Source organism: Streptomyces sp. ICC4 (genome assembly GCF_003287915.1).
GTDB classification, from domain to species: domain Bacteria; phylum Actinomycetota; class Actinomycetes; order Streptomycetales; family Streptomycetaceae; genus Streptomyces; species Streptomyces tritrimontium.
This window is the reverse complement of sequence record NZ_CP030286.1, coordinates 4,034,776-4,048,479: the sequence shown is the minus strand read 5'-3', so window position 1 is coordinate 4,048,479 and position 13,704 is coordinate 4,034,776. Positions and strand designations below refer to the sequence as shown.

Here is a 13,704-nt window from a genome sequence, read left to right as displayed (position 1 = left end):
ACTGACCGGGCGGCGCCGTACCGGGCGGGTGGCGGGGCGGGCCGCGGTGGTGTCGGCCACCGCGGCCCGCCGTCGCTCAGCGCCAGGTGTTGGTGTCGGTGATCTCGCCGGACTCCAGGTCGATGCGGCCCTGGAAGTCGCCGCTGTTGCGCGTGGCCATGATCACGAGCGGCCGTTCGTGCTGCGGGTGGGCGGAGCCGAAGCCGTGTACGTCGTCCGGGTCGCCCAGCAGGTCGCGCGGCGGGCGCAGCCGGAAGAGCTCCGAGCCGTCGGCCCGGAAGACCACCGCGTTGTCCGAAGGAGTGAAGGGCGTGCAGTCCAGCGCCTCCACCACCAGCACCAGCGTCTCGCCGCCCTCCCGCCACGCCATGACGGACTCCGGCGGGAGCCCGCACAGCTTCGCGACGTCGCCCGCGGGTCCGCTCCACCGGATCGCGGTGTCGCCCTTCTTCCACTCGACCACGACGTCGGTCTCGTGCGCTGTCATGAGGGAACCCCCGTTGGTTCGTAAAAGCCGGTGGGAACGCCATTGTCCATGGCGGAGGCGCCGCTGATCATCGGAGCGGGGGGATGGAAATCCGCCGCCCGTTTCCGGGATCCGGCTGCTTTTCGCCTCTGTCCGGGGCCGGGGGGTGCCGCACCATGGCGTCACCCCGGAGGGCAGCCGGGTGTGTGTGCGCAAGGCCGAGGCTTGGGGGAGCCATGACGGAAACGCGCAGCGAGCAGGACCCCGTGCGCCCGGCGGACCCGGCGGATCCCGCCGAACCGCAGGCCGGGCCGGAGCCCGAGCCGGAATCCGAGCCGGGCCCCGTCTCCGAGCCGGAACCGGCCGCCGCCGAGGAAGCGACGCCTGCCGGGGCCGCCGAGCCGGCGGAGCCCGAAGCCGATGCGGAGCCCGAGCCCGTCGCGGACGCCGAGCCCGGAGCCGAGGCCGAGCCCGAAGCCGAAGCCGAGCCCGTAGCCGAGGCCGTAGCCGAGGCCGAGGCCGAGCCCGCGGCTGAGCCCGACGCCGAGCCTGTTCCCGCAGCCGCAGCCGCAGCCGGGGCCGGGGCCGCGCCCGAAACGGAGCGGGAGTCGTTCGCCACCCGGTCCCGGGGCCGGCTGGGCACGGTGCTGCTGGCCGCCGCCGGGGTGGTGCTCAGCGCCGTGGTCGCCGCGGTCGTCTCCGCGTACCTCGACATCTGGTCGGTGAGCGAACCACCGCCCGGCGCACCCAAGATCAGCGCCGACGCCGAGGTCTGGTGGGACCTGCTGAGCGACCACCACCTGGTGCGCTCCGCGCCGGGTTCGACGTACGAGAAGAGCCGCTGGCTCCACGACGACCCCCAGGCCGCGCTCGCCGGCATGGTCAGCGAGGGCGGCGTCAACGCGGGCATGATGCGGGTCCGGCTGATCCTCACGAACTTCACCCGGACCCCCGCCACCATCACCTCCGTGCGCGCCCGGATCGAGCGCCAGCACCCCGCCCCCGCCGGCCCGCTCTACGAGTGCGGTGGACCCCAGGGCGGCTCCGAGGTCAGCCGGGTGCTCCTCGACCTGTCCCACCCCGAGCGGCCCGCCGTCGAGCGGGACTCGGGGGACGGCCCGCCCAGGCAGTACCCGAGCGGCACGGTCCAGGTGGCGGCCCAGGGCGAACCGGCCTACTTCGACGTCGAGGTCAAGGCGCCCGAGGTGACGGGTCCGGCGGTCACCTACGAGTTCGTGCTCGACGTCACCTACACCCAGCAGGCGGGCGAGGGGCCGCAGCACCTCATCGTGGCCGGCGGCGAAGGTCCGTTCACCCTCGCCCAGGGGGTCCCGCCCGGGACGGGGAGGTTCCTCTGCAACGTCACCACCCACGGGTGGATGGCCCACAACCTCGAAAACCCCGCGACCCCCGAAACCCCTGCGACCACCGGATGACCAGGGCCCGCTCCGCGGCCGCCGTGACAGCCGCCGTCCTCGTCCTCGCGCTGTGCTCGGCCCTCACGGTCACGGTCCTGCGCGCGCGGTTCCCCGTACCGCCGGCCTCCGGGGTGCGCGCGACCGGCGCCGCGCTGCTTCAGGCACCCTGGACCGCGACCCTGCCCGAGCCCGGCCGGAAGCCGCCGGCCGAGCTGATGCGCGACGCGCTGGGCTGCACCCCGCTGTTCCAGTGGGCCACCGCATCGCGCGCCGTGCCCCGCGGGCAGGTCACCGTCGCCTACGCCGTCGGCGCGCCGGCCTCCCACGCCGTGGTGGTGCGCGGGATCCGGGTGGTCAAGGGGCCGCGGCTGACCGTCCCGCGGGGGGACGACGTCGGCTGCGCCGGCAGCTACGGAGACGAACGGGTCAGGGTCCTGCCCGAGGTGGGCGACAAACGGGTGAGCCCGGTTCGGCTCTCACTGGACGCCGGGGCGACCGGGGAGAGAGCCGTGCTCCCCGTCCGGGCCGGTGGTTCGGCCGGCGGCATGGTCAGCGTCACGACGAGCTCCTGCACCTGCGCCTGGTGGCTCGAACTGGACGTGGAGGAGGACGGCAAGCGGGTCACCGTACGCGTGGACGACGGCGGCCGGCCCTTCACCCTCGCACCCTCGGTGACGACCCCGCTGGCCACCCCCGCCGACGAGGCGCTCGAAGGCCCGCGCCCGCTGTCCCGGGCCTTCGGCGACCCGCGGCCGACCCGGGCGGGGGTCTCCGTGGCCGCCCTGCTCCTGCCGAAGGAGCAGAGCTGGGAAGCGGAGTCGGACACGCCCCAGGACCCGGCGTCCGCGGTCGGCGCCGAAGCGGCCCTGAGCGGCGTGGGCTGCCGCCGGATGTACGCGTCCGTGCTGAAGGGCGGGGGCGTCCCGGCGGGGGACCACCGGCTCCAACTGGAGATCAGCGGCCCGGCCCGTACGGAGGGGGCCGTGCTGGACGCACGGGTGCGGCTCGAATCGGTCCGGGGGGACGCCGGGGAGCGCCACCGCTACTCGTGCGCGCCGGCCGGTGTGGACGCCCACGAGCCGTACGAGAGGCCGGACATCAACCGGAACCTGTACCCCGACACGCTGCACGCGCTCGGCCCGTTCCCCAGCGGCTCGCTGAAGTACGACCCGGACTGGACTCCCGAGCGCGGTGTCGGCAAGTCGATGCCGCTCGCGGTGGACGAGGAGTTCGCCTTCTCGGAGGGCGCCGCGGAAGGCAGTCCGGGCGCGGCCGGGATCACCGCGGTGATCGGCCCCGAGCAGGCCACCTTCGGGTTCACGGTGGAGGTGACCGTCATCCTGCCGACGGGCGAGCACGCCGAGTTCACGCTGTCCGACCACGGCAAGCCGTTCCTCCTCGGCCCGGGCACGACCAAGCTGAGCGCCTCGCACCAGGTGGACCTCCACGAGGCGCGGGACGGCCCGTACTGGAGGTAGGCGGCGGCCTGTCCGCGGAACGCCGGGGCGTCACACGGCGGCGGGCGGCGGCTGCGGGCTGTCGCCGGCGCGGCGGTATTCGGCGTTGATCCGCTGGGCCTCCTCGAGCTGGTCTTCGAGGATGATGATGCGGCAGGCGGCCTCGATGGGGGTGCCCTGGTCGACGAGCTCGCGGGCGCGGGCGGCGATGCGCAGCTGGTAGCGCGAGTAGCGGCGGTGGCCGCCCTCGGAGCGCAGCGGGGTGATGAGGCGGGCCTCTCCGATGGCGCGGAGGAAGGACTGGGTGGTGCCGAGCATCTCCGCGGCCCGGCCCATCGTGTAGGCGGGGTAGTCGTCGTCGTCGAGACGGTCGAACGAGTCGTCTGCTGTCATCGCACCTCTCTAGGGAACGCGTGGAGGGGCCCTGGCGCCGAACGGCACCAGGGCCCCGAAGGAACTGCTACACCATCTGCCGGCCCAGTGCTGCGCCGACTTTCTGTTTTCCGCGGGCCCGGCCAGAAATCTGCCGGGGGCGCGGGGATCGCGGTTGCTTGACCGGAGACCACCTCACCATCGATGTCCTGCGGTACCCGGGCTCGGTGTTTCGACCCGGGCGATCCTGATGGCGCTCAACTCCTCCGTTCTTCCCTCTGAAACGATCACTTGCTGACGTGCTGGGTACTGCCTTGCTGGGTGCTGCTCGCGGCGGCCCCTGATCACTGCGGGCCGCCCGGTCCGGTCGCCAGTCCCGTCGCCGTCATGCACAAACCTGGCTTCGGAGCTCCGCCACCGCACCGCTCTGCGTACTGCGTGTAGATCTCGGTTACGAGACAAACCATAGTCACGCTGCACGTGAATGTCTACTCCAGCCGCGATAGATTTTCGCGTGTTTGACGAGGAGCTAATCGATCGTGAACATGACTCGTATCCGCGTGCGCGGGCAGCGGACCGCCCGGCTCGCCGCAACGCCCCCAGGCCTTGACCCGTAGAACCAAGGAGTGATCCACCGTGGTCGAACGCCCTGCCCGCGAGGCCGGCGGCAAGGACATCGCCGTGGAGGTACTGGACCGCGCCGTCGCGGTCAGGCCCGTCGGCGAGATGGACATCGAGACCGCCTCCGCCCTGCTGCTCGCCCTCACCGAAGCCCTCGCCCTCGCCCAGGCGCAGACCCACGCAGACGTGAACGCCCCCGCCTCGCCGGCCAAGGCGGTGGTGGTCGACTGCAGCCGCCTCACCTTCTGCGACTCGTCCGCCCTCAACGCGCTCCTCACCGCCCGCCGCGCGGCGCAGGAGGCCGGCACCGCGATCCGGCTGGCGGCCCCCGGCCCCCAGCTGCTCCGCCTCCTGGAGATCACGGGCGCCCTGGCCCTCTTCCCCGTGGACCCGACGCCGCCCCCGGCCCCGTCGGGCCGCCTTCCCGGAGGCGGCCCGGACGGACTCCCGCGGTAGGCCGCCGACGGATTTCCGCGCCCCACCTCACATTTCGCGGGCCCGCGTCGTCGGACTGTCGAGACACTGACGATCCACCGCCGCGAGGCAGAACAGGGGGGCCGCACCATGGCCACGCAGACGACGGCAGCACCGGGCCGACTCACGTTCCCGCAGGTCGCGATAGCTCTGCAGACCTTGGCCATCTTCTTCCAGGCGACGACCGCCGGGCTGCTGCTGTCCTCGTCGTACGGCGAGACCCTGCACGGCGTCGGGGCCCGCGTCATGTACGGCGCGACGATGCTCTACGTGCTCGCCGCGGTCCTGGCCTGGCGTCCGGGCGGCGGCTCGCCCCGTCCGATCCTGTACGCGTCCGGCTTCCTCGTCCTCGCCTCGGTCCAGGTGGTGCTGGGCATCGCGCACATGCCCACGCTCCATGTCCCCCTGGGCGTCGTGATGTTCGGCCTGAGCGTGCTGGACCTGGGCCGGGTGCTGACCACCCGCACCGGCAGGGCTTAGGCCCTGCCGGGTTGCGGGCGGCAGCCTCGGGTCGACGATCGTCGCGGCCATGCGGCGCTTCGTGACGGTCGGGCCCGCGGGGGCGGGGGAGCCCGCTCGCCTCGTCGACGAGGCTTCCGTCTCGGCGCCGGCTCCAGCCCTGCCCCGTCACGCGGCCGCGGTGGTCGGTCGGGCAGCCCGCCAGCTCCACGAGGCCGTCCGGGCCGGCCGTGAGGCAGTCGCCGGCCAGCCGCAGGTCGCCGCCCCGGCCCAGGGTCCAGCGCTGGTCGGGCGCGCCCGTACAGGCGGCCATCACGACGGCGCCGACGCCGGTGGTGTTCGCGCCGTCGGCGCAGGCGGCACCCTGGTTCGCACCCTGGCCGGCGATCTGGCCGGTGGGTACGGCCGGGGCGCAGCCGGCGCGCGGGGTCAGCCGCCAGACGGCCGTGTCGTGCGCGCCCACCGTGCCGGTCAGTGCGTCGGAGACCTGGCGCACTTGCCCGTTCCACAGGTCCTTGGCGCCGACGGTGCAGGAGGGCAGCCCGACCTCGTCGAGCGGAACGCGGACGGAGCGGGCGGCGCCGGACCGGTTGAGGACGGCGACGGCGCGGTCCCCGTTCGCGAGCGGGCGCACCAGGATGTCGAAGGTGGCGTTGGAGGAGACCACCGCGCCCTGTCGGCCCATCGGGTCCTGGTCGAGCGCGATCAGATCGGTGTTGCCGAGCGCGTCGAGCCCGGCCTGGTCGAGCTCGGAGACCTGCGAGGAGAGGATGAACGGCGCGGCCATCATGGCCCACAGGCCGACCTGGCTGCGGCTCTCGGCCGCGGTGAGACCGGGGGCGCCCGCGATCAGGAAGTCGGGGTCGTTCCAGTTGCCGGGGCCCGCGTACCGGCCGAGCCAGCGGTTGTAGCCGTAGTTGCCCATGATCGAGCTCCACCGCGAGGTGTCCGGCGCGGCCGGCTTGTACACCTTGATGTCCCGGCCCTCGCGCCACAGCTGGCCGGTCTCGCCGACCCAGTCGATCACCTTGTGCCAGTCGGAGCCGCCCCACTCGCCCTGCTGGAAGTAGGCGGGCGCGGAGGCGGAGAGCACCATGTCGCGCCCGCTGTCGCGCAGCGCGCGGGCCACGGAGTTGTAGGCGTCCCGGTAGGCCTGCTCCTTCGTGGTGCCCTCGGGCACCCACAGGTTGCAGCCGTCCATCTTGACGTAGTCGACTTCCCAGCCGGCGAACTGCCGGGCGTCGCGGGCGTAGTGGTCGGGCCCGCCGCCCACGGGGGAGCCGCTGCCGGGGTAGCGCTCGCAGGTGAGGTGGCCGGCGTCCTGGTAGATGCCGAACTTGAGGTTCCTGGCGTGCAGGTACTCGCCGAGCCAGGCCATGCCGTGCGGGAACTTCTCGGTGTCGACGACGAGGTTGCCGTCCGCGTCCCGGCTCTTGGTCATCCAGCAGTCGTCGACGGTGACCGTGTCGTAGCCCTTTGCGGCGAGGCCGGTGGACACCAGGGCGTCCGCGTTCGCCACGACCGTGGCCTCGTCGATGTCGCACATGTAGTGCGCCCAGTTGTTCCACCCCATGGGCGGGGTGAGCGCGAGCGGGGTGTCGGACGTCGCGGTGGGCTCGGCCGTCGCCGGGGCGGGGCAGAGCGCGAGGGCGAGCAGGGCGGCCGCGGTCAGACAGGGGAGCGACGCACGCAGGCGAGGCGGCACGGGGTCTCCTTGGCGAGGGGGCTTCGATCGCCTAGTGCAGCGGTGTGACTACCCGCTGTCAACATAAGTCGCGGGTTATCCGTCAATGACCAGCAATATGGCCGCAGTCGACGTCACGCGAAGGGGTGGGGGTGGAGGGTCGGCCGGGGATCGGGCCGTCATGCGCGGCGGTGTGTGCGGCGGTGTGCGGAGGTGGGTGCGATGGTGCGTGTGGCGTCGTATGTGACGATGGCTGATACGGTGTATCTCATGCCGAGAAGATCAGCCGCCCTGGACCGCGCGACACCCGGCGCGATCGCCGCCGCAGCCCTGCGGATCCTCGACGGGCAAGGGCCCTCCGCGCTCAGTTTCCGTGCGCTCGCCGACCGGCTCGAGGTCTCCCACGCCACCGTCCAGCGGCGCTGCGTCGACCTGGCCGGCCTGCTCGACCTGTGCACCGAGCACCTGGCCGCCCAACTGCCGGTGGTCCCCGCCGGGACCGGCTGGGCCGAGGCCACCGAGCAGCGGTTCACCGCCCTGTACCGGCTCCTCGCGGCCCACCCCGGGCTGCTGGCCCTGCGCGGCGGCCGCCCCTGGCTCGGCCGGGAGCTGCTGGCCCGACTCGTGGAACCCGCGCTCGCGGACAGCGTGGCCGCCGGGATGACCCCCGCCGAGGCGATGACCGTGTACAGGCGGATGTACCTGCTGACCCTGGGCAGCGCCGCCTTCGTCGACCACCGGGACCCGGCCGGAGCCACCGCCGCCTCGCGCGCCGCGCTGGCCGCGCTGGACCCGGCCGCCTTCCCGGTGCTCTCGGGGGCGCTGGCCGACGTACTGCCCCCCCTGACCGACCACGAGGTGTACTACGGCGCCCTGCGGCAGCTGATCGAAGCGGCCCGGCCCGCCGTCTGACGCCCGGATGTGCGCGACCGCGCGCCCCGGGCCGCCCCGTGGAACACGTGTGAACGAAGGAGCGATTTCGTGGAACAGCAGCTCGACTACGCCGCCGTGCGCGCCGCCGCCGACCGGATCGCCGGGGCCGTACGGCCCGTCACGGTGATACCCGCGGGCCGGGAGGGCGTCTCGTACGCGCTGGAGTACCTCCAACACACCGGCTCCTTCAAGGCCCGCGGCGCCCGCAACTTCCTCGCCGCCCACCGTGCCGCCGGCACCCTGCCCGACACCGGGGTCACCATCGCCTCGGGCGGCAACGCCGGCCTCGCCTGCGCCTGGGCGGCCCGCGCCGAATCCGTGCCCGCCACGGTCTTCCTGCCGGCCACCGCCCCGCGCGTGAAGGTGGAGCGGCTGCGGGGCTACGGCGCCGACGTACGGCTCGTCGGCGACCGGTACGCCGAAGCGCTGGCGGCCTGCCGGGAGTTCGCCGCCGGGAGCGGGGCGCTGAGCAGCCACGCCTACGACCACCCGCTCATCGCGGCGGGCGCCGGGACCCTGCTCGACGAGATCCGCACCGCCCTGCCCGGCCTGGACGCGGTCGTCGTCGCGGTCGGCGGCGGCGGGCTGTTCGCCGGGATCGCCGCCGCGGCGCGCGAACACGGCGTCCGCGTGATCGCGGCCGAACCGGAGAACTGCCGGGCCCTGAACGCGGCCCTGGAGGCGGGCCGGCCGGTGGACGTCACCGTGGACTCGGTGGCCGCCGACTCGCTCGGGGCGACCCGGGTCTCCGCGGACGCGCTGGCCGCCGTCCGGGCGGGGAACGCCGAGTCCGTGCTGGTCCCGGACGACGCGATCACCGCGGCCCGCCACGCGCTGTGGGAGGAGCACCGCATCGTGGTCGAAGCGGGCGCGGCCACCGCGCTGGCCGCTCTGCGCACCGCCCCGCGGCCCCCGGGCGAGCGGGTCGCGGTGGTGCTGTGCGGCGCGAACACCGATCCGTCGGACCTGGGCCGCGCGCCGGCCTGAGGGACGGGCACGCAGTGGCGAGGGCGGAGGCGGAGGCGGTGGCGGAGGGGACGGTCAGGCGGGTCAGGCGGAGCCGTCCTCGCGGACCACGACGACCGTGCTGGCCGCGTACTGCACCACCTGCTGACTCACCGAGCCCAGCAGCGCGCCCTTGATGCCGCCGTAGCCGCGGGTGCCGACGATCGTCAGCGCCGCCTCCTTCGAGGCCTCCACCAGCACCTGCGCGGGCGCGCCCTGCTCCACCCGGCGGAAGACCGGAACGCCCGGAGAGGTGCCGACCGCCTCCGCCACGGTGTCGGCGAGCTTCTGCCGGGCCGCTTCCTCGGCGCTGACGAGCTCGCCCTGGACGGACGGGCTGACGCCGAAGGGGTTGGTGTTCCACTCCCAGCTCATGACGGCGTGCACCCGGCCGCCGATGGCCTTGGCCTGGGCGACCCCCCAGCGCAGAGCCTGCTTCGAATGGATCGAACCGTCCACGCCGACGACGATCAGGGGCTCGGTGTTCTGACTCACGGTGGCTCCTCACAGTTCATCCCAATAGTCGTTCTTGTCTTGTCCTGTATACATGCCGCACCCGGTCCGACCTCGAAAGACGATCGTTGCGCGGACCGAAGACTTTGGAGAACAGCGCGGAGTGCCCCCCGCTTGCGAGAGTCGTGACAACGGACGGGAACCGTCCGGTGGACGCACGAGGAGCGGGACGTGGCACGGCGCAATGGATGTGTGATCGGCTGCCTGGTGGCCGTGGTTCTGGGGATCGGCCTGCTCGTCCTCCTGCTCTTCGGGATAGGCAAGGTCGCCGACGTGGCGGACAAGACCCTCGTCGACCCCAAGGTGTACGAGGCCGTCAAGGTCGGCGACGGGGAGAGCGAGGTGCGCGCCAAGCTCCCGTCGGGCGAGACCTTCGTCACGGCGGCCCTCAAGGACGGCGCCCCCGCCGAGCCCGCGGACAGCCGGTGCTCCTACTACGTGTCGAGCACCGGGGACAGCAACACGGTGCTGCGCTTCTGCTTCAAGGACGGCAAGCTCGCGGAGAAGGCCGACTACCGCATGAAGTAGGGCCTTCGTCGCGGCTGCCCGCCGGGACCCGCAGGAGACCCCTTGGCGAAGAGCTAAGGGGTCGCGCGGCGGAGCCGCGCGACCGGCGGGGCGAGCCGGGCGGCCGCGGGGGCCGGGAGGCGGGCGCTCTCGGCGCCGATCCAGTCGAGTACGGCCGAGCGCTGGTCCGGATCGCACAGGGAGAAGTGGAACAGCAGGTGCCGCCAGGCGCGGGACGTCCGCTTCGGGGTGTCCGCCCGGCGGCGCGCCGCCGCGGTGAACGCGGCCCGGGCGAGGTCGTCCCAGCCGGCCCGCGGGACGGCGCCGATCTCGTGGACCAGGGCGGCGAGGTTGCCGGCCGTGAGGATCCGGACCTGTTCGGTCAGCGGCGGACCGGCGGTGCGTTCGGGGGAGTTCCGGCCGTCGGCGCGCGGGAGGCCGGGCTCCCGGCGGCCCGCGCGCGCGGAGCACAGCAGGAGGAACCCCTCCCTGTCGCCGGCGTCGGCCATGGCCCGGACCGCCGCGTAGTCGATGCCGTGGTAGCGCTCGTACGGCGTCCCGCCCAGCAGTTCGGCGGCCACCCGCGCGGCGGCCAGGACGTGCGTGGTCACGATCCCGAAGTCGCCGTGGACGAAAGGCTCCACGGCGAAGGACGCGGGGACCCCGGACTCCCGGGCCAGCGCGGCCAGCCCCGCCACGAGCGGCGGGCTCAGGTCGGCGGCGGATCGCGCCGAGGCCTCCAGGGCGAAGTCGGCGAGGCCGCGCAACGCGGCGCCGAGCACGGCCGGATCCCGTACGGACGCTCCGGCGACGGCGCGGATCCAGGGGAGCTCCGGGAGGCGGGTGAAGTCCCACAGGTAGCAGGTGGACCGGTGGGCGCCCTGGTACAGCTTGCCCAGCAGGGTCCACAGCGCGGGGTCGCGGTCGCCGGCCTCCGGGTGGCAGCCCCGGGCGAGGGCCGTTCCCACGGAGAGCGGTACGCGGACGGCCGACAGCCCGGCCTGCCAGGGCGCCCGGGCCTCCTCCGCCGCCGCGAGGGCGGCCGGCGGTGCGGCGCCGGGTCCCGATCCGGGCGCCCCGTCCCATCCGGGCGCTCCATCCGCTCCGGATCCGGCGAACGGGCCCCGGAGCAGGGCGGCTTGGCGGACCTGCTCCTGCCGCAGCCGGGTGTGCTCCGGGGAACCGGGCCGACCGCGCTTGGCGACCATCGAGGTGACGGCGTGCCGCAGCAGCCCGGCCAGCCGGGGGTCCGGCTCGCGCCCCGCGACCTTCTCCTCCAGCGCCCGCCGCAGGATCGCCGCGTTCGACTTGGGGTCGCGGTGCCGGCCGGTCAGCGGGTGGGCCGCCGCCAGGGCCCCGTACCGCTCCAGCAGGGCCGCGCCCTCCGCGTACGGGGCGTGGGCGCCGCGCCCGTACGCGCGCAGCCAGTACGCGAGCAGCTCGTCCTCGAAGGGCCGCCATGCGGTCAGCGCCTCGCGCTGTGCGGCGACGGCGCGGTTCGGCCGCTGCCGCGCCAGCAGCCGGGCCGCCTCGCGGGCCGCCCCGGTGATCTCGGGGCCGGTGAACCCGGGACCGGCGTACTCGGGGCCCGCGGCCTCGGGGCGCGGGGTGAACGGCAGGCGGTCGGCGAACGGCTCCAGGAGCACGGCCAGTTCGGCGGCCGCCTCCAGCCGGTCGGCCCGCAGCAGCCACGCCACGCACAGCAGCGCGGCCTCCTCGGGTGAGTGGACCTCGTAGCGCCCGCTCTCCAGGAGGGACCACAGCCCGGCGATGCCGGGACCGGTGAGGCCGTGCACGAAGAGGGCGCGCCGGGTTTCCGGTACGCCGGCCAGCCGGGCGGCCTCCCGCTCGTAGGGCCGCAGCCGGGTGTGCGCCAGACCGGGGGTGGCCCAGGAGGGCAGGGCGGCGGCCCCGGGGGCGGCCCCGGACGTCGTCGTCGTGTTCACGTTCATCGCCGGCGTGGCAGGTCCTGCCCCTGCGCCCTCCGAACGTGGGTTCGGTGCTCTGGCTGCTGAGCTACACGCCGTGGCGCCGAATGTACATCGGCCGGGTTCGGGCCCACCAAGGGGTATCGACCGCACGGGGCGGTCGCGTTTCGCGGTATGCGCGATAAAGCGCGGGAGCGAAGGTTTTGATGAACAGGCGATAAGGAGTCAAACCCTGGCGGGGAAGCGGGTTCGCCATTGAATCGACATCACGCCAAACCCCTGGGTGACTAAAGCGCATCAGTACAGTTCAGAGTGGTGGTGATGGAGTGGCTTTCGGACGGGCCGAGCCATCCCGGTCGAAATTCGGGACGTACGGGTACCTGCCGCCCTCCGCCGCCCGGGACCCCGGTCGCATTGACCGGGACTTGCTTTCGGGCGAGTTTGGGCCCAGCGCTCCGGCGACGAGGCCGGAACTCCCCCCGAAGGCGGCGACGATGACCCGTGAGAACGCGACCCGCATGGCCCTCACCGCGCTCGTGGCCGGTGCTTTCCTCGCGACCACGACCTCCGCATGCGGCCTCGGCGGCGGCGCCGCCGAGGTGGAGGAGGGTGAGAGGACCGGCAAGGTGTCCGGCCGGATCACGTTCCGCACCCTCCAGTTGAAGCCGGTCCACACGTCCTACGTGCAGGGCGTCATCGACGCCTTCGAGCAGAAGTACCCGGACGCCGAGGTCGTATGGGAGGACGTGCCGGGCGACGGCTACAACGAGAAGCTCGTGGCCGACGCCCAGGCAGGTGCCCTCCCCGACGTCGTCAACCTCTCCACCGACAGCTTCCAGCTCCTCGCCGACCGGGGCATGCTCGCCGACGTGGCGAAGCTCGACCCCGGGGCGGCCGGGGAGTACGTGCCCGGCGCCTGGGAGCAGTTCAAGCTGCCCGGAAAGGGGGAGGGGGTGTTCGCGTACCCCTGGTACGTGACCCCGGAGATCCTCACGTACAACAAGAGGCTCTTCGAGAAGTCCGGCCTCGACCCGGCGAAGCCGCCGACCACCGTCGAGCAGTTCTTCGACTACGCCGAGCGGATAGCGGCCGGGTCCGGCGGGCGGTACTCCGCCTTCATGGCCGACCCCAAGGGGCGACTGCCCGGGGACTGGCAGAAGATGGGCATTCCGATCCTGAACGGCAAGCAGGACGCGTTCGCCTTCGACACCGACAAGGCCGTCGCGTGGGTCGAGCGGATGAAGGACCTGTACGACAAGGGCGCCATGCCCAAGGAGTCGCTGCTCAAGTCGGACGACGTCAACCAGCTGTACGGCGGCGGGAAGATCGCCTTCGGCCCCGGATCCCCGGGCTTCGTCAGGGACATCAAGCAGAACGCCCCGCAGGTCTACGCCGACACGCAGGTCGCCAACGCCGTCACCGGGACGCTCGGCCACATCGGGATCTACGCCCAGTCGCTCGGCATCCGCAAGGACGGCAAGCACCTGGACGCGGCGACCGAGTTCGCCAAGTGGGTCACCAACGGCCCCAACCAGGTGGAGTTCTCCAAGAAGGCGACCATCTACCCGTCGAACGCCACCGGCCTGGCCGACGCCTACTTCTCCGACAAGGGCGACGGCAAGGACGCGGAGACCCTGGCCCGCGCGGTCGGCGCCGAACAGCTGAAGGGCGCGGATCTCGACGCCAACACCCCCGTCCAGTGGACCAACCAGGTCGGCGACGCGGTCGTGCGCGAGGTGCAGAAGGCGATCAAGGGCGAGCAGGACGCCAGGACGGCCGTGAGGAAGGCCCAGGAGGAGGCGAACAAGCTGCTCGCCAGGACGGGGCAGAGGTGAGGGCGGACAGCGCGGGGATCGGCAGGAACGCC

The 13,704-nt window shown here is 73.4% G+C and carries 12 protein-coding genes and 1 pseudogene; 8 read left to right on the top strand and 5 right to left on the bottom strand.

The window, feature by feature from the left end:
• Positions 1–76: 76 nt before the first annotated feature.
• A complete protein-coding gene (locus DRB89_RS18765) occupies positions 77–487 on the bottom strand; it encodes a hypothetical protein (protein WP_112450751.1) in 411 nt (136 codons plus the stop codon).
• A 215-nt stretch (positions 488–702) separates the two neighbouring features.
• On the opposite strand from DRB89_RS18765, the gene DRB89_RS18760 reads away from it, so the two are divergent.
• Both DRB89_RS18760 and DRB89_RS18755 read left to right on the top strand, forming a co-directional pair.
• Positions 703–1,902 (top strand): hypothetical protein, encoded by a 1,200-nt coding sequence (locus tag DRB89_RS18760; protein ID WP_112463347.1) that lies wholly within the window; start codon positions 703–705, stop codon positions 1,900–1,902.
• Entirely contained in the window at positions 1,899–3,362 is a 1,464-nt protein-coding gene (locus DRB89_RS18755; protein WP_112450753.1) for a hypothetical protein, read from the top strand. The genes DRB89_RS18760 and DRB89_RS18755 overlap by 4 nt, the downstream gene beginning before the upstream one ends.
• 30 nt (positions 3,363–3,392) lie before the next feature.
• On the opposite strand, the gene DRB89_RS18750 is transcribed toward DRB89_RS18755, so the two are convergent.
• Positions 3,393–3,734, bottom strand: coding sequence for a MerR family transcriptional regulator (locus DRB89_RS18750; RefSeq protein WP_112450754.1), 342 nt, complete (start codon positions 3,732–3,734; stop codon positions 3,393–3,395).
• Positions 3,735–4,349: 615 nt separating this feature from the next.
• Here DRB89_RS18750 and DRB89_RS18745 point away from each other — a divergent pair.
• Together DRB89_RS18745 and DRB89_RS44640 are read left to right on the top strand one after the other, a co-directional pair.
• Positions 4,350–4,790, top strand: coding sequence for an STAS domain-containing protein (locus tag DRB89_RS18745; RefSeq protein WP_112450755.1), 441 nt, complete (start codon positions 4,350–4,352; stop codon positions 4,788–4,790).
• 108 nt (positions 4,791–4,898) lie between these two features.
• Entirely contained in the window at positions 4,899–5,288 is a 390-nt protein-coding gene (locus tag DRB89_RS44640; protein ID WP_112450756.1) for a hypothetical protein, read from the top strand.
• Between the two features lie 421 nt (positions 5,289–5,709).
• Here DRB89_RS44640 and DRB89_RS18735 read toward each other — a convergent pair.
• Positions 5,710–6,840 (bottom strand): annotated as a pseudogene (locus tag DRB89_RS18735) (glycoside hydrolase family 27 protein); the annotation flags it as partial.
• A gap of 381 nt (positions 6,841–7,221) precedes the next feature.
• On the opposite strand from DRB89_RS18735, the gene DRB89_RS18730 reads away from it, so the two are divergent.
• Both DRB89_RS18730 and DRB89_RS18725 read left to right on the top strand, forming a co-directional pair.
• Complete coding sequence (locus DRB89_RS18730) at positions 7,222–7,863, top strand: TetR/AcrR family transcriptional regulator C-terminal domain-containing protein (RefSeq protein WP_112450677.1); 642 nt, start codon at positions 7,222–7,224, stop codon at positions 7,861–7,863.
• 69 nt (positions 7,864–7,932) lie between these two features.
• On the top strand, positions 7,933–8,871 hold the full coding sequence (locus DRB89_RS18725; RefSeq protein ID WP_112450676.1) for a serine/threonine dehydratase: 939 nt from the start codon (positions 7,933–7,935) through the stop codon (positions 8,869–8,871).
• A 63-nt stretch (positions 8,872–8,934) separates the two neighbouring features.
• On the opposite strand, the gene DRB89_RS18720 is transcribed toward DRB89_RS18725, so the two are convergent.
• On the bottom strand, positions 8,935–9,384 hold the full coding sequence (locus DRB89_RS18720; protein ID WP_112450675.1) for a universal stress protein: 450 nt from the start codon (positions 9,382–9,384) through the stop codon (positions 8,935–8,937).
• A 189-nt stretch (positions 9,385–9,573) separates the two neighbouring features.
• On the opposite strand from DRB89_RS18720, the gene DRB89_RS18715 reads away from it, so the two are divergent.
• Positions 9,574–9,930 (top strand): hypothetical protein, encoded by a 357-nt coding sequence (locus tag DRB89_RS18715; RefSeq protein WP_112450674.1) that lies wholly within the window; start codon positions 9,574–9,576, stop codon positions 9,928–9,930.
• A 53-nt stretch (positions 9,931–9,983) separates the two neighbouring features.
• On the opposite strand, the gene DRB89_RS18710 is transcribed toward DRB89_RS18715, so the two are convergent.
• The gene (locus DRB89_RS18710; RefSeq protein ID WP_162688636.1) at positions 9,984–11,861 is read right to left on the bottom strand and encodes a hypothetical protein; all 1,878 of its coding nucleotides are present in this window, start codon (positions 11,859–11,861) and stop codon (positions 9,984–9,986) included.
• Between the two features lie 470 nt (positions 11,862–12,331).
• Here DRB89_RS18710 and DRB89_RS18700 point away from each other — a divergent pair, with 470 nt between their 5' ends.
• Entirely contained in the window at positions 12,332–13,672 is a 1,341-nt protein-coding gene (locus tag DRB89_RS18700; RefSeq protein WP_239516215.1) for a sugar ABC transporter substrate-binding protein, read from the top strand.
• The last annotated feature ends 32 nt before the right edge of the window (positions 13,673–13,704 follow it).